General features: G+C 52.4%; 19 protein-coding genes. 3 read left to right on the forward strand and 16 right to left on the reverse strand.

What is annotated here, in order from left to right:
* From KNP02_RS09160 to KNP02_RS09185, 6 genes are all read right to left on the reverse strand, one after another.
* Entirely contained in the window at window positions 1-1,491 is a 1,491-nt protein-coding gene (locus tag KNP02_RS09160; protein WP_214708600.1) for a GGDEF domain-containing protein, read from the reverse strand.
* A 170-nt stretch (window positions 1,492-1,661) separates the two neighbouring features.
* On the reverse strand, window positions 1,662-3,062 hold the full coding sequence (gene fumC / locus KNP02_RS09165; RefSeq protein WP_034777433.1) for a class II fumarate hydratase: 1,401 nt from the start codon (window positions 3,060-3,062) through the stop codon (window positions 1,662-1,664).
* A gap of 106 nt (window positions 3,063-3,168) precedes the next feature.
* On the reverse strand, window positions 3,169-3,558 hold the full coding sequence (locus tag KNP02_RS09170; protein WP_214708599.1) for a reverse transcriptase-like protein: 390 nt from the start codon (window positions 3,556-3,558) through the stop codon (window positions 3,169-3,171).
* Complete coding sequence (locus KNP02_RS09175; protein WP_214708597.1) at window positions 3,539-4,321, reverse strand: 5'-3' exonuclease; 783 nt, start codon at window positions 4,319-4,321, stop codon at window positions 3,539-3,541. The genes KNP02_RS09170 and KNP02_RS09175 overlap by 20 nt, the downstream gene beginning before the upstream one ends.
* The gene (locus KNP02_RS09180; RefSeq protein ID WP_214708692.1) at window positions 4,321-5,250 is read right to left on the reverse strand and encodes a CobW family GTP-binding protein; all 930 of its coding nucleotides are present in this window, start codon (window positions 5,248-5,250) and stop codon (window positions 4,321-4,323) included. The genes KNP02_RS09175 and KNP02_RS09180 overlap by 1 nt, the downstream gene beginning before the upstream one ends.
* Window positions 5,251-5,265: 15 nt before the next feature.
* Complete coding sequence (locus KNP02_RS09185; RefSeq protein WP_214708595.1) at window positions 5,266-6,444, reverse strand: DNA-binding protein; 1,179 nt, start codon at window positions 6,442-6,444, stop codon at window positions 5,266-5,268.
* 156 nt (window positions 6,445-6,600) lie between these two features.
* Between KNP02_RS09185 and KNP02_RS09190 the strand changes: the two genes are divergently transcribed.
* Entirely contained in the window at window positions 6,601-7,113 is a 513-nt protein-coding gene (locus KNP02_RS09190; protein ID WP_214708593.1) for a hypothetical protein, read from the forward strand.
* A gap of 41 nt (window positions 7,114-7,154) precedes the next feature.
* Here the strand turns inward: KNP02_RS09190 and hfq are convergent, their stop codons facing one another.
* From hfq to KNP02_RS09225, 7 genes are all read right to left on the reverse strand, one after another.
* On the reverse strand, window positions 7,155-7,403 hold the full coding sequence (hfq, locus tag KNP02_RS09195) for an RNA chaperone Hfq (protein WP_021067304.1): 249 nt from the start codon (window positions 7,401-7,403) through the stop codon (window positions 7,155-7,157).
* A gap of 12 nt (window positions 7,404-7,415) precedes the next feature.
* Window positions 7,416-8,366 carry a tRNA (adenosine(37)-N6)-dimethylallyltransferase MiaA gene (gene miaA, locus KNP02_RS09200; protein WP_214708591.1) on the reverse strand — a complete coding sequence of 317 codons (951 nt, stop codon included), beginning with the start codon at window positions 8,364-8,366 and terminating at the stop codon, window positions 7,416-7,418.
* A 236-nt stretch (window positions 8,367-8,602) separates the two neighbouring features.
* On the reverse strand, window positions 8,603-9,196 hold the full coding sequence (locus tag KNP02_RS09205; protein ID WP_214708589.1) for an AmiS/UreI family transporter: 594 nt from the start codon (window positions 9,194-9,196) through the stop codon (window positions 8,603-8,605).
* A 113-nt stretch (window positions 9,197-9,309) separates the two neighbouring features.
* Entirely contained in the window at window positions 9,310-10,170 is an 861-nt protein-coding gene (locus tag KNP02_RS09210; protein WP_034777421.1) for a PPK2 family polyphosphate kinase, read from the reverse strand.
* Between the two features lie 113 nt (window positions 10,171-10,283).
* Window positions 10,284-11,813, reverse strand: a complete 1,530-nt coding sequence (locus tag KNP02_RS09215) for a M4 family metallopeptidase (protein WP_214708587.1) — start codon at window positions 11,811-11,813, stop codon at window positions 10,284-10,286.
* Window positions 11,814-11,992: 179 nt separating this feature from the next.
* Complete coding sequence (locus tag KNP02_RS09220; RefSeq protein WP_034777418.1) at window positions 11,993-12,991, reverse strand: ABC transporter permease; 999 nt, start codon at window positions 12,989-12,991, stop codon at window positions 11,993-11,995.
* A complete protein-coding gene (locus KNP02_RS09225; RefSeq protein ID WP_034779847.1) occupies window positions 12,984-13,904 on the reverse strand; it encodes an ABC transporter ATP-binding protein in 921 nt (306 codons plus the stop codon). The genes KNP02_RS09220 and KNP02_RS09225 overlap by 8 nt, the downstream gene beginning before the upstream one ends.
* A 117-nt stretch (window positions 13,905-14,021) precedes the next feature.
* Between KNP02_RS09225 and KNP02_RS09230 the strand changes: the two genes are divergently transcribed.
* A complete protein-coding gene (locus KNP02_RS09230) occupies window positions 14,022-14,771 on the forward strand; it encodes a GDSL-type esterase/lipase family protein (RefSeq protein WP_214708585.1) in 750 nt (249 codons plus the stop codon).
* 36 nt (window positions 14,772-14,807) lie between these two features.
* On the opposite strand, the gene KNP02_RS09235 is transcribed toward KNP02_RS09230, so the two are convergent.
* Entirely contained in the window at window positions 14,808-15,479 is a 672-nt protein-coding gene (locus tag KNP02_RS09235) for a hypothetical protein (RefSeq protein ID WP_214708583.1), read from the reverse strand.
* On the reverse strand, window positions 15,466-16,596 hold the full coding sequence (locus KNP02_RS09240) for a mandelate racemase/muconate lactonizing enzyme family protein (RefSeq protein WP_214708581.1): 1,131 nt from the start codon (window positions 16,594-16,596) through the stop codon (window positions 15,466-15,468). The genes KNP02_RS09235 and KNP02_RS09240 overlap by 14 nt, the downstream gene beginning before the upstream one ends.
* A 78-nt stretch (window positions 16,597-16,674) precedes the next feature.
* Between KNP02_RS09240 and KNP02_RS09245 the strand changes: the two genes are divergently transcribed.
* Complete coding sequence (locus KNP02_RS09245) at window positions 16,675-17,865, forward strand: HTH domain-containing protein (protein ID WP_214708579.1); 1,191 nt, start codon at window positions 16,675-16,677, stop codon at window positions 17,863-17,865.
* A 17-nt stretch (window positions 17,866-17,882) separates the two neighbouring features.
* Here KNP02_RS09245 and nhaC read toward each other — a convergent pair whose 3' ends face one another.
* A complete protein-coding gene (gene nhaC / locus KNP02_RS09250) occupies window positions 17,883-19,283 on the reverse strand; it encodes a Na+/H+ antiporter NhaC (protein WP_214708577.1) in 1,401 nt (466 codons plus the stop codon).
* Window positions 19,284-19,289: the final 6 nt, after the last annotated feature.

A 19,289-nucleotide genomic window follows, 5' to 3' on the forward strand; every position in this document is an offset into this window, starting at 1 on the left:
TTAATCGGGTAATTTTTCGAGCCATTGCTCGATTTTTTCAGTGATGGTATCCTGATGGTCCTGCTCGGCCAAGTCGTCATACAGCGCCCCGAGCTCGAGCGCGGTTCGTTTCGATACAGCCAAGATGTGGCTGTACTTGCCACGTTGCTCTTTGACAGCTGACAAGGTCCCTCTCGTCTCGTTCGTGCCCGAGTCATCGAGAATAAACATTTCCATATGATCGTTACAGGCGTAACGGTCGTATGGGCGATAGATGACCTCGTAGCGACGATGCTGCTTCGGCAAGCGCTCAGCGAGCAAAGCGTACTTCTCAGGACTCATCGTCACGTAAGCGAGCCGTTTCTCCTCGCGGACGGCTGACGAGTAGCGGATGATTCGATTGCGTCCATCGCGCTTCGCCTTGTAGAGCGCCTCATCGGCATAAGCACACCACTCGCCGAGCGTCATACCGGTCTGACAGACCCGTGTATAGCCGATCGATACGGTGACGTGATGTTCATATGTAAATGTCATCTCCTCGATGCGCCTACGGACCCGTTCAAGCACCGCATCGACGACGTGACGCTCGGACACGTTTAGGATGATGAGAAATTCTTCCCCGCCATAACGAATCAATTCGTCACTCGAGCGGATGGCGAGACGGACTTCCTCGGCGACGCGATGCAACACCTCGTCCCCGTAAGCATGACCGAACGTATCGTTCAACTGTTTGAAATGATCGATGTCGAGCAGGGCGAGCGTGAAGCTCTCACCGGAGCGCTCAAGTCGGGACATGAAACGACTAAACGTCGCTTTCAAATATTTTCGGTTGAACGCGCCTGTCAATTCATCGACGAGGAGCGCGTTCGAGACGAGACGAGCCTTCTCGATATGATGTCCGAGACGAACGAGTCGTTCTTCCATCGGTACCCATTCCTCCCAATAGTCATCGAAGCCGTAAGAATAGGCGGCGAGGCGATAATGTTCATTCGTGCCGATCACGATGAGCGGGACATACAGCTTCTTCATCTTGCTGACGAACGATTGAATCGACCGCTCCGGGAAGCGGGCCCACAACTCGACGTCCATGATGATGGCTTTCGGGACATCTTCATAGTCATATTCGACGGCCTCTTCTAACGTCTGCAAGAAGACAGGACGCGCCCCGAGCTTTTCGACGCGCGGTTTATACCGGCTATACGTCGAAAAACTGTTGGCTAAAATAAGTACGAGATCCTCGTCTTCCTGCTCGATGCCTAAGACGGTATGGATATAACGTTTCACTGGGGCAATCAAAGCCATCGCCTCCGCTTGCGTCAAGACCGGTGGCAATTCACGAACATCAGACTCGACACGACTGAAAATCTCAAGCAAGTGCATCAAGCGGCGACGCTTCACTTCTTGCTTCATCCAATCTAATAAAAACTCGATCTCTGTTGTTTGGATCTGTCTCGCGCTCGTGATTTGCGTCAAAATAGTATGTATACGATCTGTGAGTTGCTGCTGCTTCATTCCCGACCCCCCCAGTTTCGTTCTCCCCGATATGTTCTTCTGTCTATGATTATGCGACTTTATCCACGAAAATACAACTATTTACTTATTTTCTGCCCATTGTTTGACAGTAAGATAGTGCTTATGACCCATTACATTATGAAAAAGAGCGGTCATCGACCGCTCTTTTCTTATTTTCCAACTTTTAGGTTAGGAGATGTCATCTCTTCTGGACGAATCCATTCGTCAAACTGCTCTTCTGTCAATAGTCCTGTCTCTAGCGCCGCTTCTTTTAAAGAAGTCCCATTCTTATGTGCTAGTTTTGCGATTTTAGCCGCATTCTCGTAGCCGATATGCGGGTTGAGCGCTGTCACGAGCATGAGCGAACGATCGACGTTGTGCGCGATGACGTCCAAGTCTGGTTCGATGCCGACGGCGCAATGCACGTCGAACGAATGAAGACTGTCCGTCAACAGGCGGCACGTCTGGAGGAAGTTGTACATGATGACCGGTTTGAACACGTTCAACTCGAAGTTTCCTTGGCTCGCCCCGAATCCAATCGTCGCATCATTGCCGAGCACTTGAGCCGCGACCATCGTCAACGCCTCACTCTGAGTCGGGTTGACTTTACCAGGCATGATCGAGCTGCCCGGTTCGTTCTCCGGAATCAAGATTTCACCGATACCGGCACGCGGGCCAGAAGCGAGCCAACGGACGTCGTTGGCAATCTTCATCGCATCCATGGCGAGCGCTTTCAAGGCACCGTGTGTGAACACGAGCTGATCGTGGCTCGTGAGCGCATGGAACTTGTTGACGGCCGTGATAAAGCGTTTTCCGGTCTCTTGCGAGATCTTCTCGGCCACGACTTCTCCGAACCGTGGATGAGCATTGATCCCCGTCCCGACTGCCGTCCCGCCGAGGGCGAGCTCTGTCAACGGTTCGAGCGTACGCTCAATCATCTGTTTCGACAGCTCGAGCATCCGGACCCAACCACTGATCTCTTGACCGAGCGTGACTGGCGTCGCGTCTTGCAAGTGCGTTCGACCGATCTTGACGATGTCCATGAATGACTCGGCCTTCTTCGCGAGCGTCGCGTGGAGCGCCTCGATTGACGGCAACACATGGTCCTCAACCGCGAGGATGGCGGCGATGTGCATCGCCGTCGGATATGTGTCGTTCGAGCTCTGCGACTTGTTGACGTCGTCGTTCGGATGAATCGTGAGCGTTTGACCACGCTCTTTCAACTTATCATTCGCCAAATGGGCGATGACTTCGTTGACGTTCATGTTCGACTGTGTACCTGAACCCGTTTGCCAGACGACGAGTGGAAACTCGGCGTCATGTTTCCCGGCGACGATTTCATCGGCGACTTCGGCGATGACGTCGGCTTTCGCTTGCTCCAACACACCGAGCTCGGCGTTGGCGAGTGCGGCACCTTTTTTCAAAATCGCGAAGGCATGCACGACCTCGAGCGGCATCTTTTCCGTGCCGATTTTAAAGTTCTCTAGACTGCGCTGTGTTTGGGCTCCCCATTTGGCTGAAGCCGGAACGTTGATTTCCCCCATCGTGTCCCGTTCGATCCGATATTCCATGAAAATTCCCCCTCTTTTTTTGACTACGCTTTCATTTTAGCGAAACTTTTGCAAAAAAGAAATCATTCCCCTGCAATTGACAAAAAGTCGGGCCAAAGCCCGACTCTCATCCGATCAACAATGCCTGTTTCGCCACGTCATGGGCCCGGTTCTCTGCCCGCGGGATCCATTTGATGAACTTGTTTGGCAATTCGTCATACAGCGTCAGCGCCTTGACGAACAAAGGACGCACCGCTTGGTCTTTTAAGAACCTCTGCTCGAGCGCCCGCACGACCGTCTCGGCGTCCGAATAGAACATGAACGTCGATTCGTCCGTGAGCGTATGCGCTTTTTCGAGGGCGAACGCGAGCGCGGCGAGTTCGGCCTGAACGCTCGTCAGCCCGACACGTTTGGCGATGTACGTGGATACGGTGCCGTCCGTTGTCTTAATCCAGACACCAAGACCGTTCTCACCCGCCTCTTGGTTCGTCGCCGCATCAAAATAAATGTGAACCAAAGCGATACGCCTCCCAATCCGTTTCGATCGGTGCATGGATATCAATGAGCGAGAGACGTTTCGACAAGAGCGCCACTTCTTCTTGCCCCTCGAGTTTCTTCGCAAACTTCCGATGCGTCTCTTGGAGTGCTTCTTGTCTCAAGATGTCATACAGCGCTTCGACCGTGTCGTATGACTGGACAAGAATCGTCGCCGTCTTTGGTCCGATGCCGCGGACACCTGGAATATTGTCTGAGGCATCACCTTGGAGCGCTTTCACATCGACGAACTGTCCGGGCCGTATTCCATAAGTCGTCTCGAATATGTCCTGGTTCATCATCATCTCTTCCCCTTTTTTCGGGACGATTTGAAACACGTTCGGGGAAAGCAGCTGATGCAAATCACGGTCTGACGAATACATATACGATTCACCCGGGAACGCGGTCGCGACGGCCCCGATCAAATCGTCGGCCTCATATCCGGCGAGCTCGGACTGAAAAATGCCGCGCTCGCTCAACGCTGCCCGCAACTTGACGTAATCGTGGAACAACGGTTCCGGTAAGCCGGTACGAGTCGCTTTATAGTCCGAAAACAGGGCGTAACGATGCGTCGTCTCGCGTGGTCCGTCCCAAAAGAAGGCGATATGCGTGAAGTCGTTCGTCCACCCGTCAACTTTACGGAGCAGTCCTTTCAACGTCACATCGGGGTCGAGCGCCCGACGACGCTCTGTGGCAAAATAATATCGCGACAGGAGATTAAACCCATCGACCAACATCAATTTCATCATGCATCCACCTCACAAGCTTGTAATCCGCGCGCTAGCGCGTCTCGATCGAGATTCTTCCCGATCCAGACGAAGACGGAACGCGAGTCGTCGCTCGGTTCGTTGGCGAACGTCGCCCCCATCAGTTGATTTGTCGCTTGGACGACGAATTTTGATGTTTCTCCGTCTAAACGGACAATCGCCTTCAAGCGATAGACATCGTCCTCATAGTGCATGAGCACTTCGCGTACGTATTGCGTGGCACGTTCCCGACGTAGTGGGACGTCGGTCGTGAGCGTCACGGCCCGTAGTGAAGAGACGGACGTGTGCCCTGCTGTCAGTCGACCGAGGAGTTGCTCGTCGACTCGTGAAAGCTGGAACGTATTTTCCGTCAAGTCATAGTCCCCTACCGTCTGGACCGTCTCGATGACCCGAACGGTCGGATTTAGTGCTTTAATCCGTTCATGCGCTTGTTCGAGCGTGACGTCATCGACGAGGTCGACTTTATTCATCAGAATCACATCTGCATAGGCGATTTGATGGATTCCTTCTATGAACAATTCGCGGTCCATTTGACTAGCGTCGACGACCGTTAAAATCGCCGTCAGCTTGAACCGTGTCCGTAAGTAATCATCGTAATAGATCGTCTGGATGATCGGTGCCGGATCGGCGACACCAGTTGTCTCGATGACGATGCGGTCAAATGTATCTTTGGACGCAAGCTGATAGAACGTCTTACTCAAATCGCTTTGAATCGAGCAACAGATGCAACCGTTCGATAACTCGATCTGTTCTTGGTCCATCTTGACGATCAACTGTTCGTCGATATTGACTGAGCCAAGCTCGTTGACGATGACGAGCAATCGCTCGTCTGTCGCTTCTAGCAAGCGATTCATATAGGTCGTTTTTCCGGCGCCTAAAAAACCGGTCACCAATTGCACGGGAATCATGTACTGCACCTCACCTTATAAATTTTCGTGGACCCGCGCCCACTTCTCATAACGGGCATCCAACAAGTCAATCAGATGGAGCATCCATCCTTCCGTCGTGACCGGTAACACGCTCGAGCCCCACTCGCGCTTGCCGTGGTGGGACAAAATCATATGCCAAATCCGATGATGGACGTCGAGCGGAAGTGTGACGCCGGCAGCTTGTTGACTTCTCTCGAACAAAAGTCCGCCGTACGGCATGTGTCCGATTAAGCTTCCCATCGGGTTGATGGAGATCCCGGTCGTCTCACTCGTGCCGCTGACCGAGAACAGTTGCTCGAACCGGTTCGGGGACGACAGCAAGTGACTGTACTCGAACAACTTACCGATATCATGGAACAAAATCCCGAGCGCGAGCTCGTCCCAACGGAGTGGCTCTTTCAACTCGGCGATGGCCTCACAGGCCGCGTAAAGCGACTCGAACGTGCCGCGGAACGCCTGTTCAACTTTTACACCGTTCATCGTATTCCATACGTCTACTTTGTGCAACTGCTCGGCTTCTTTGATGACCCGGAACGCCATCGCCAAATGGTCGTCTTGTTCTTGGAACCGATAACCGAGTCGAAGCATACAGACCGTGTGCTTCAAGAGGCCGCCGACATAGTTATGATGATGATACAGTGCGGCCGGTGCGAGAACGAAATCGTCCCAATAGCGGTCGAGCAGTGACATCGCGATCGCTTGATAGTCTGGCGAGAGCGTCGAGAGAATCGCGAACAGCTCGTCGGCGTATTGTTCCATCGTCTCGTCTCCAGGAAGACCTGGCAACAACGATACCGCCTCGTCCCGGGCAATCGGTTTGGCCCGGTCGATCGTGATCGATTTGGCGCCGTCCGGTTTTGGGTAGACGTCGATTTTCCCTTCGAGCTCGATGACGCCTGACTCGTAAATCGGCAACAATTGATCTTCATTGCCGCGCAACCACTGCTTGGCACGGATGAGTCCACTCGAGGTCGTCAAATTGAGCTGTAACCATTTCGCCCCGGATTTGCCTTCTCGAACTTCGACCATACTGACGAGCGCTTTCGTCTGAACCGGTGTTCCGTCTGTCAGGTCCGATAGCCGTGTCGCCGACTTCTCTACGGTCGGAAGTTGGAACCGTGTTCGGTCGAATCCGCCCCCTGCAATTGGATCAATCTGTTGGTAATAGTTCATGTGCAATGCCCTCCTTCTTCTCTTTGCCCATTGTATCGTGTTTTCCGCTTCGAGGCGAACATACTTTCGTTATAGGGCCAGAAGTTTCCTGAATTATATTGAAAGCGCTTACTAGAATTGTTACGATAAAGGCAGTTAGATAAAGGGGGAACTCACATGATTTCATTGGTAGATACGTATGAACGGTTGATCGCAACAGGGGAAGCGACACGTTACGCTACTACGCATTCGACAATCGCAAGCATTTTACAGGCATCGACTTGCCCGGTCTCGCATCAAGAGCTCGTCACAGCGGTCTCGGGGCATGGAGGTAACCCATATACGCCAGACCAACTCGTCGACTCGGTCATCGAGCATGAAATGAAAGGGGCGATGGCCGTCCTGCTCGTCGCCGGTTATCCGATCCAAACACCGCTCGCCAAAGCCGTCGTCTTATCGGCATTCGCACGCACGAACCGGATGAACATCGAGAAACTGAAAGAACTCGGTCATGCTGACTTGCTCGTGCGGATTCAATCGGCAGAACGATCTTGGAAGCGGACATATACCCACTTGTATCGGTCGGCACCGACACAGCTCTGTGACCAGCTCGACTCACTGCTCGGCGGTTGCGCCATCCATCGTGTGATTGAAGCACTCGATCTCGACCCGAACGTCAAAACGGCATAAAAAAAGAGCGGTCCCCGGGCCGCTCTTTTTTATGCCTTAAATTATCCTTCTGTCACTTCGACCGCTTCCGGTTCGAACAACGTGACGTTCCGCGCTGGTGAGAACGTTGAAATCGCATGTTTATAGATCAACTGTTGGCGCCCTTCTGATTCGACGATGACCGTGAAGTTGTCAAACGATTTGATGACTCCCCGAATTTGAAATCCGCTGACTAAAAAGACGGTCGTCGGCACCATTTCTTTACGTAATTGATTCAAAAAATGGTCTTGGATGTTATAGCTAGCCTTCATGTTGCATTCCCCCTAGTCTATGTCTCTTTTAAATAATCGGAATTTTCGAAAAAACTCCTCAACTTCATCATAAATATTTTGATACGATAGTTCAAATGATTTTCGTCCCATATCAACCCAAATCCCATCAAATTGATGACGGAACCATGTTAATTGACGCTTCGCGAATTTTCGCGTGTGCTGTTTGAGCGTCTCGGTCATCTGCTCTCGGGTCATCAATCCATCAAGGTACGGAACGACTTCTTTATAACCGATGGCCCGCATTGCCTGCGTATCCCGATAACCAGCTGCGAGCAAACGTTCGACTTCTTCGATGAGACCTGCTTCGAGCATCAAATCGACACGAAGGTTGATACGCTCATAGAGTACGTCCCGGTCCGCATGCAAGACGAACAATTTATAGGCGTAATGCTGGGAGGGGAGGCTATCCATCGCCTGGGCGTCGCCTTGGAGCGCGACTTCAAGAGCACGGATGACGCGGCGGACGTTATTTGGATGAATGCTCTCGCCCCGTTTTGGGTCGAGCGACTGCAGGCGGGCGTGCAGCGCTTCAGGACCATTTGTCTCCGCCTCTAACTCGAGCGATTCGCGCAATTCATGGTCGACCGGTCGCTCCGTAAACTCATAGTCATATAAGATTGCTCTGATGTAGAGACCGGTCCCACCGACTAAAATCGGCAATTTCCCGCGCGCGTAGATGTCATCGATCGCCGCTCGGGCCAACGTCTGGAATTTGGCGACGCTCATCGCCTCGTCCGGGTCACAGATATCGATTAAATGATGCGGAACCCCTTCCGCCTCCTCGACCGTCACTTTTGCCGAACCGATATCCATCCCGCGGTACACTTGGACCGAGTCGCCCGATACGATTTCACCGTTGAACGCTTTCGCGAGCTCGATTCCTGTCTTCGTCTTCCCGACAGCGGTCGGTCCGACGAGGACGATGACTGGTGTTTGTTCCATCCTTGTCACTCCTCAAACGAAAGACCGTTCCAAAAAGGAAACGGTCCGTTAAATTCTTCTTTTAATTGTATCATCAAACACGACCGCAAACAGCATCCATCCGCACAATAATAGTCCCATCAATAAAATTAAGCCATCACTCATCCGTGGGTGCCTCCTTTACGTACCTCATTTCCACTTTTCACACTTTAGACACAATTGAATACGTAAAAAAAGACGCTCACGAAGAGCGTCATTCATTGTGTCACTTCTACTAAACGGCGCTGGCGCCACATCGTCAATCCAAAATAAAGGATCGCGGTGCCGCTCGCGGCCCACCACATAACGCCATAGAGCGGCGTCATCAAATTCGCGAGACCGAACAGTGCCGGAATGATCAACGTCAACCAGGCGAGCACGAATGCGACCCGGGCCGTCAACTCGTCAATTTGGCGACCGAGGCCCATGCCCATAAAGAACAGCCCCCACAAGAACGACCAGAACAACCACGTGACCGCTCCCATCATATCGCCCGACGTGAATGCGATCACCGCATAGAAGACGGCTGACACCGAGACGAAGAGGGAGAACCAGCCGACGCCACGGCCGTCCAAATCGAACAAGAACGTCACGCCGACGTACAAGTACGTGAACGCGAACAAGTAGATGCTGGCATACCCGAACATCTCGGCCGAACTCGCCCCGACGACGAGCCACGTCGCGATGAACGTCTGTAACAGACCAGTAAACAGACTAAACACACCCGCGCTCTTGACGTCCACTTTTCCAAACAAAACGAGGCTGTTGATGAATAGGGCCACGCCTCCAAATAACAAACTAATATTTCCCACACTCATTGCTCCTTCATACAGATGTCTGACGTCTAATTTTATCTACGTCCACTGTAACGTGAATTCGCTTTCAGTGCAAGTGAGGAAATGGATGTTCACGGAGTCGACAAAGGTCACTCATTCTCGAGCGTTTCAATCGCTTCATCAATCCGGTCCTGTTCGTCCTCCGTAAATGTCGGGAATTTAGGATCGATGTCTTCAAGGACGTCAATCATAATCGTGGAGACGATATATCTGGCGTACCAGTCATCATCTGCCGGGAGCACAAACCAGGGTGCATGTTTCGACGCCGTGTTCGATAACATATCCTCAAAGATATCCTGGTAATCATCCCAATGCTTTCGCTCTTCGACGTCATTGAATGAAAACTCCCAGTTCTTACTTGGATCTTTCAGTCGTTCAAGCAAGCGGTCACGCTGGACTTCTTTTGACACGTTAAAGAAAAATTTGATGACTTTGAATCCGTTCTCATCTAGATATTGTTCAAAGTCATTGATTTGGCGATAACGGACCTTCCATACCGACTCTTTGTCCTCTTCATCAGGGATGACCTCTTCCCCGAGCAGGTCATGGACGCGCGGAGCGATCACTTCTTCATAATGCGACCGGTTCAAGATGCCTACCTGCCCCCGCTCTGGCATGAGGTCATGCATTCGCCACAAGTAATCGTGTTTCTTTTCCGTGTCCGACGGTTTTTGGAACGCGTTCGTCTTCAACCCTTGCGCGTTCAAGTTCGAAAAGATATAACTGATCGCCTCATCTTTGCCGCCGGCATCGAGCGCCTGCAAGACGACAACGATCCCTTTCTTCGATTCGGCGTACAGCTTCCAATGCAACTCTTTCAATCGCTCCACGCTCTTTGGAATCAACTCGTTTTGTAACGTCTCGTCAGATGGGCGATCTTGTATCGTGGTCGGGAAATCGCTGAGACGAATCCCATTTTTATGGTCAATGCGAAAAGTTTGAATATCCATGTGTCCTCCTTGACTCGATTGAATTCTAAGTACAACATCTATTTACCCTATTCTTTCAAAAAAATAGCGACAAAAAAATCCTTTACGCCGAAGCGAAAAGGACTGAATCAAGTTTAGTTGATGCCGACCGCATCGAACGATTTCGCCGCTGCGACTGCTTGCGTGCTCGTCGCACCGTGCAAGTCTTTGGCCGATTGAACGACGGCTTGACGTAGGCTTGAGAAGTTCGAAGTCGGTGTCAAGTAGACCGTGAGGGCACGGTAGTAGATGTCCCCCATCTCCATGACGCCGATGCCTTGGACCGAGACGCCGTAGTGCGAACCGCCGCTCGCTAAGAGATAAGCCGCTTTGTTGACGATACCTGAGTTGATGTGGACGCCACCGTTGTCCTGCGTCCCCGTGTAACGGACCGAGTAGTGGTCCGGGTCACCATATGCTGCCGGATTCGACATCGAACGGAGTCCGTCCCCAGCCACGCCAGGCGTATAGATGTCTTCCCCGACCAACCAGTCGAAGTTCGAGCCGACGCTATACTCCGCGACCGTACCGAAGATATCCGATACCGCCTCGTTGATCGCACCCGATTCATTTTGATAGATCAAACCGGCCGTGTATTCTGTAACGGCGTGTGACAATTCGTGAGCGACAACGTCGAGTGCACCAGAGAGGTACGTGAACGTTTGGCCGTCCCCGTCACCGTACACCATCTTGCTGCCATCCCAGAACGCATTGTTGTAGCTACGGCTATAGTGGACCGTCGAGTTGAGGGCCGCACCGTTATTATCGTAACTGTTGCGTCCATAAGTGTTTTTGAAGAAGTCATACGTCTTCGTCGCGTTGACATGGGCACTGACCGCGGCCCGGTCGTACGTCGTGTTCAAGACGTTGTCAGCGTCGGCCCAGAGAGATCCAGGAAGGCGCGTCCGGTTTCCGGCGTCATACGTATAGATGCCTTTACCGCGCGTCGAGTCTTGGAGATAGTAATATGAACCGCTCTTCGTCGTCTTGAACGTTTGGCTCTGACCAAGGACGTCGATTCCCGTTCCCGTAAATGTCGTACCCGTGACGCCGTTCGTCGGTTTGGCGTGCGCCAATTGGTTGTATTTGTTCAATACTTTCCCGCTTGCCGCATCGATGAAGTATGTCCAGCGTGACGGCTCATCCGCATCAAGGATCGTCCCGGTCACTTCATACGCATAGACCGCCTCTTCACCATTCGGATAAACGACGAGTTCCGCTGCCGGCTCAAGCTCGTATGCGCCTTTGTGGCCGACAAGCTCTTTATAACGAGCGACCGCTTTTTGCTCATTCAGCTTGATTGATTTATGTAATCCTTTAAGTTGTTTCGTATCGTCGACGACCGTTTTCAATTGACCATCATTATCGACGACACCGACGACAATTCCACCGAAGACTGGCACTCCGTCGACCGTCTGTTGTAATTTGACAACTTGTCCGACTTTGTCACGCTTCGATTCGAGCGTTTTGAATTCGCCTTTCGCTTTCGCATACTCTTTGACGATCGTCGTCGGGGCTTCGTTCGATGGTTTCGTCAACGTGCCCGACTTGAGCTCCGCCGCGCCGACGAGTTGTGGCACGAGCAAGACTCCTGCGATGAGTGATGTAGATAAAACTTTTTTCATGTGTGTTTCCCTCCTTATGTGGTGTCTCCTACTTTACATAGTTTCCCACATCTAATGTATCCAACTTTTTAATTATTTTGACAATTCAAATTATTAAGACATTTGGACTAACCCGTCCTCTTCTCTAGTCGTATCAGCCGTAACAAAAAAAGCGTCACCATGGAAGGTGACGCCAGTCATCAATAGACATCTTTTTGTGTGAAATGGTAGAACGCATACGCGAGAGCCGCTAGCGACCAGACGAATATGACGATGAGCGAGAACGGCAACGTCATCCCCTCGATTGGTGGGGCTTGCCCCTCGAGATAGGTATGAAGACCGAAGTTGACGTTGACCAAATATTTCGAGCTGTCCCAATTCGACCCGAGCGACGTGAGGAGCGGTCCTGAAATCAGGACGGCCATCATGATCCCAATCCCTGTCGCCGTGTTTTTGACGATGACCGAGATCATGAGCGCAATCGTCCCGACGGCTGCGACGACAAACCAAGATAGTCCGACCGACATGAGCAAGTATTGCCACATCGGCAGCGTATGAACGAAGTCGGTCGAGAACGTCCCCGTCGACGAGGCCTGGAAGCCGGTCAAAATCGGGGCGGTCCATCCGTCCCAACCGAGCACGATGCCGGAGATGGCGTAACTAACGAACGCCGTGATGAAGATGAGAATCGACGTATATAGCAGCGTCGTCATCCATTTGGCGAGCAAGATTTTGAATCGTCTTACGGGCCGTGACAACAATGTCTTGATCGTCCCGTCATTGTGTTCACCGCTGACGATATCCGCCATCAAGACGATGATGAAGAGCGGCAGCACGAGCGTCGTCCCTTGCGAGAAGAAGACTCGCATGAACGTCGGAGCCCCGGGATAGTTCGGGTTGATATCATTATCTAAGTAGTATTGATTCTGTTGGACCTGGAACTCCAAGATTTGACGGAACTCGTCCTGAACGTTCGCCGAGGCGAGCCGGTTTTGCGTATCGACAATCTCTTGTTGCAAATCGACGCGCCAATCGATCGTCCCTTGTTCTTCGCGCTGTTTCTCGATTTGCCGATAGTTCGCATACGTGAACATCGAAACGAGCACAATCAAGATGATCGAGACGACGAGGAGTCGTCGCTTCTTATGGATTTTTAAGACTTCGTTCCGAATAAGGCCAAGTATTGACGGATTAGACAATATGGTCACCCCCGGTCAATGAGATGAATAATTCTTCGAGTGTCTGGACGCGTCGTTCAAGCCCGAATACGTCGACTCCCCGGTCAAGCAAATAGCGGTTCAAGCGGGCCGTCTCTTCAAGATTCATCGACACGCGAATCGTGCGTTCGTCGACGACGTCGGCGTGCTCAATCGATTCGAAACCGCGCACAATCGGCAAGACTTCAAAACTGTCGGCCACATGAACATCGACCGTCGACGCCAACTCATGAATCAATTCGTCTACCGTTCCGACTTTGACGATTTTCCCGCGCGACATGATGGCGACGCGGTCCGCGAGCAGTTCAATCTCAGCCAAAATGTGGCTCGAGACGAGGACGCTCAGTCCAGTCTCTTCGACGAGACGGCGGATGAAGAGTCGAAGATCGCGAATCCCCATCGGGTCGAGCCCGTTCGTCGGTTCATCAAGAATCAAGACGCGGGGATTGTTCAACATCGCCTGGGCGATACCGAGCCGTTGCCGCATTCCGAGCGAGTAGGTCTTCACTTTATCATCGATCCGCGCCGTCAAGTCGACGAGGTCGATCACTTCTTGAATCCGGGCCTCATCGACACCGGGCAACATCCGGGCAAAGGCGTTCAAGTTCTCACGCCCGCTCATGAATTTATACAGCTCCGGATTCTCGACGATGGCCCCGATTTGGTTCATCGCCTGAACGAATTGTCGTTCGACGCTGAATCCACAAATCGAGACGGTCCCTTTCGTCGGCTTAATCAACCCGACAATCATCCGGATTGTCGTCGTTTTGCCGGCCCCGTTCGGACCTAAAAATCCGAACACCTCACCTGGGAATACATCGAACGAGATGTCATCGATGATTGTTTTCTTACCGATTACTTTTGTCAAATGGTCTATTTTCAATGTTGGTTGCATCATCTCACCTCTCCTACATTCTATCGGACTCAACCGCATCTGTCCTATTCGAACATTCACATAGGGCAGGTTCAAACTTATTTGATATGATAGTCTCATAGAAAGTGAGGGAATCACATGAAAAATGGGAAATGGTATTCGTTTTTAATCGGTTCGGTCTTCTTGACGGGCATCGCCTTATACGGTTTATGGATCGGCTATCAAGATATCGTCAACCCACCGGAACGCACACTCTCGATTAGTGAAGATTCGAGACCCGAACCGGTCGGTGACGTTTACGTCGCTTTAGGTGACTCCCTGACACGCGGCGTCGGGTCGACGTCAGGTGCTGGCTACGTTCAGCCGGTCGGTGAAACGCTCGACGAAGACGGCATTCGTACGCAGAACTTGGCCGTCTCTGGTGCCCGGACTGAGGATTTGTTGGCCCAACTCGAACAACCGGAAGTACGGCGAACGATTGAGAACGCCCGCTACATCACACTCACGATTGGCGGCAACGACCTGTTCAATCGCGGCGAGAACGTCGATAACTTTGAATCGGTCGATATCGAACAAGTCGTGACCGATGCCAAGACGAATTTGAATGACATCTTTGAACAAGTTCGCGGATTGAACGATACGGCACAAATCGTTTATATCGCGCTCTATAATCCATTCCAAGAGAACGAAAACGGTGAGGCGTTCAATCAACTGATTCTCGATTGGAACGCCTCGGCGGCCACGTTCGGAAACGCGCAACGCATCGACGTGATCGACCCGTTCGCATACGTCTCTGACGTCTCGCGTGACCTCGCGACCGACCAGTTCCATCCGAGCGATCGGACGTACGAAAAGTTAGCCGAGGACGTCCTGTTCATCCTCGAATAAGTAAGATGGCCTGATCATCGCGATCAGGCCATTTTTTCATCGTTCATATTTGACGAGCCAGCTCTCCCCGTCGCGCGTCATGGACGTTCCGTACCAACCCGCCTTCAACAAGGCGCCCTGTTGCTCCGTCTCGCCCATCTCGAGCCATGTCGCTTCTCCGGCCGGTCGCCAGTCGCTGTGCAGTTCCTTCATAAAGATGTAGCGCAACTTCCCGCCATACTTCGGTTTAAGGGCACCGATGCGAAGCCCGAGGGCAAACTTGTCTTTCAAGCTCGGGATGTTGAATGGTGCCACGGTCGCACAGACGAGGTCGAATCGGCTACCATGTTCCAGCTCTTTCATCAGAAGCCTGCCGAGATGCTGTTGCAGGCCGTAGCCGCGGTAGTCCGGATGGACGTTCGTCACTTCTTGATAAATGATGCGTTCCAGTCCCTCTGATGGATATCCGATATCATAGCCGAGATGCTCGTCATCGAGCGGTGGGATGAGGAGCGCGCGGAACGCGATCAACGTTCCCTTGTGATATGCCCCGATGAGCGTCCGGTCCGTCAACAACTTGACGAACTCCTCTGTCGACAGGGACTGATACTGGCTCCCTTCCGTCAGTGTATCCATGACATCCTGTTGCACCGCCTCGATTTGTCCCAGGTCGGTCATCGCCAAATAGGTGACCTCGATGTCGAGGCCGTTACAATCACCGCGCCACATGATCGGTCCCTCCGACGACGTACGTCGCGGTCGTCAGACGTAATAAGACAGATTCATCGACGTCGACACCGAGTCCTGGTCGTTCAGACAATCGAATGAACGGAAGGTCGTACGTCAAATTGCCGATGTCTTCTGCGAAACGGAGCGGCCCTGTCAATTCGACCGATTGGACGATTTTGCTCGAGAACGCGACGTGGAAACCTGCACTCGAGGCGACCGACGACTCGACCATCGACCCGATTTGGCACTCAATACCTGACATCTCGGCCATATGGACAAGTTTTTTCGCCGGGTAGATGCCGCCGCACTTCATCAGCTTAATGTTCACTTTGTGGGCGGCCTGCATCATCGTCAGACGCCGCATTTCGGTTACACCCCGCACGCCTTCATCAATCATGAGCGGGACCGAGATTTTCCCTTTCACTTCGACCATGCCTTCAAAATCGTCGGCTTTGACCGGCTGTTCGACCCAATCGATATGGAATGGTTCGAGCAACTTCATCGCTTGGAGCGTCTTGGCAGCATTGACCCAACCTTGATTGACATCGACCCGAATCGGAACGTCCGGTCCGACGGCTCGCCGAACCGCCTCGACACGTCGTACGTCCGAGGCGACATCGACGCCGACTTTCATCTTGACGGCTGTATAGCCTTGTTCGATTTGTTCGAGCGCCTCGGCCGCCATCGCTTCCGGATCTCCGATGCTTAACACGTGCGTGACCGGGAAGGCATCGTGATAACGGCCGCCAAGCAACTCATACACAGGCAAGCCAAGTTTTTTCCCAACAACGTCGTGGCAGGCAATATCAAGCGCCGCCTTCGCTGCCGGCACGTCCCGGATGGCTCGGTCCATCACGTCATGGATTCGTTCCATATGCATCGGGTTTTGCCCGATCAAAAGAGGTCCTAGCACATGTCGGATGACGCTAATCGTACTGTCGAGCGACTCACCCGTGACGTGCTCATCAGCAACGGCCTCGCCGTAACCGACATGTCCGCACTCGGTCGTCAGTTTCACAATCACCGACGGCATGTCGTCGTAGCGGTGATAACTGACGATGAACGGTACTTTTAGTGGTAGACGTATCGCAAACAGCTCGATTTTCTTTATTCTCATATCCATTCCCCTTTACTTTTCACATATCGTTAGCTATATTGTCGTTAAATAGTCGTTAAATTGCAAGGAGGAGTTTTGATGTCCATCCATATCGCCATCGTCGGGTCGCACGAATTCGTGGCGACCATCCGTACCCTCGGTGCCCCAGAAGGTGTTCGGTTCGCGTATCACCCTTATGAGCATCCCCATGAAGCAGCCGTTATCGCCAAAACGCTCGGCTCGTTCGATGGTGTCTTTTTTTCCGGGTCGTTCCCGTTCACTTATGCGGCCCCCTACCTTCAAAATGTGGCGACCCATCACGTCGTCCAAGACGAGACTGTCCTATTAACGACACTTCTCTATGCGACGCTCACCCACTCAGTCCCTCTTGATCAACTGTCCATCGATTTGGTCGAGCCGGAGCGCTTGACGTCAATCCTCGAGTCGTTCCCGAATCATGCCTCGACTCCTGTTGTTATGAAAATCGAACCGAATATCGCTTTCGAAGACGTGATTACTTTTCACACGGAGCACCGGGCCAAGCAGGCGAAACTGGCCGTGACGAGCATCGAACAAGTTCATCGTCAACTCGTCCGTGATGGGTATCATAGTCTATTGATGATCGAGCCGCGGACCACGGTCGAGCGCCATCTCGATATGTTAATTCAACGAATTCGACGCCAGTTCGCGGACGACGCCCAGTTCGCCATCATTCGTTTCGAGACCGACGACAAGGCATTACTCGAACATTTGAAAGTGGTCCGCTACCTTGGCGGACACATCGAATCGACCGACGATGGTCGTATCACGCTACTTACGACACGAGGCGAGACGAACAACGCCCTCGATACAAGTACGCTCAGCCCAACAGGTGATTATCGAATCGGAATCGGCTATGGCACACAATATCAACAAGCATACGAACATGCTGAGATCGCATTATCGGCCGCGAGCAAGGAGCGCATTCGAATCGTCGACGATTCAAAACGCTTGTCCTTCCCGAACCGTGAGGACCGCATCCCCTATCGAGTGACCGAAGTAGCGGTCTTTAACGTCATCAAGCAAGCCGGAATCAGTCCGGTCAACATCGGTAAAATTATGCAGTTCTCAAAGCACCGTCTCGAATTCACGGCAAAAGAGTTGACTGACCATCTCGCCGTCTCAAGACGAACGACGGAGCGACTCATCAAAAAATTACATGACGCGCAACTGATCGAAGTGATTGGTGAAGAGATGAGTTACAACCAAGGACGACCTCGTGCCGTCTATAAATTCAATTTCCCGACCTGAATAGGCCGGGAAATTTTTCATTGTGCTGCTTGTTTTTCGAGTGGTAGTTCCACACTCTGCACAGCAATCCGTGCAATCGTGAAGCCTGTGAACATATAGATAATCGAGATGACCGGAACGATGAAGTTCAAGATCGCGTATGGCGCATATTCGAACGCCCCGACGCCGAGCGTCCCGAGAATGAACACACCGCACGTGTTCCATGGGATGAAGACCGACGTCAGTGTCCCGCCGTCCTCGAGTGCCCGGGATAAGTTTTTCGACTGAAGCCCCATTTTCTCATAAGCACCTGCAAACATACGAGATGGAACGACGATCGAGATGTATTGTTCGGAACACGTGGCGTTCATTGCTACCCCGGCGAGAATCGTCGACGCAATCATCGAACCTGCCGTCTTCGCCAGTTTGACGATTTGATTCATGATCGATTGCAGCATCCCCGAGTATTCTAAAATCCCTCCGAACGTCATCGCGACGATCGTCATCGAGACGGTGTACATCATCGCGTCGAGACCGCCCCGACTGAACAAGTTGTCGACGAGTTCATTACCGGTGTCGATCACATACCCGCTCTGCAACGCCCCGACGCTGTCGGCGAACGAACCGCCTTGGACGATGACTTGGGCGAGAAAACCGAGCGTGATCCCGACGACGAGTGCCGGAATGGCCGGTACTTTTCTCGCGACGAGGACGATGACAGCAAGTGGAATCAATAGGAGCCAAGGCGAGATGACGAAGCTGTCCTGTAAAATACGGAGTGTTTGGACGATTTCTGAAGAGTCCGTCGTCGTCTCACTGAACCGTCTGCCAAGCCACCAATAGGCGCCGAGCGCGATGACGAGCCCTGGAATCGTCGTGTAGAGCATATGCCGAATATGTTCGAACAAGTTCGTGTGCGTCAAACCCGCCGCGAGGTTTGTCGTATCCGACAACGGGGACATCTTATCCCCGAAGTATGCCCCTGAGATGACAGCTCCGGCGACCATCGGTGCTGGTATCCCCATACTCAGTCCGATGCCCATCCCGGCGACGCCGATTGTTCCCATCGTCGACCATGAGCTGCCAATCGAGAGCGCGACGACCGAGCAGGTGATACAAATCGTCACCAAGAAATAGGCCGGTGAAATAATCGTCAATCCGTAATAAATCATCGTAGCGACGACGCCTCCCCCGATCCAGGCACCGATCGTTAAACCGACCAAGATGATGATGACGACGGCCGGTAGTGCGAGCCGAATCCCTTTGTACATCATCTCCTCGATCTCTTTCCACTTGTACCCGTGTCGCCATGCGACGAGCGACGCGACCGCTGTCCCGACGATGAGTGGGATGTGCGGCCCTTGTTCCAATTTGACGATGGCTACGAGCATGACCCCGATCATGACAAGTAGCGGCAATACCGCCCAGCGAAGCTTCATGTCTAC

This window comes from Exiguobacterium sp. s40 (assembly GCF_018617905.1).
Classification (GTDB): Bacteria; Bacillota; Bacilli; order Exiguobacteriales; family Exiguobacteriaceae; genus Exiguobacterium; species Exiguobacterium mexicanum_A.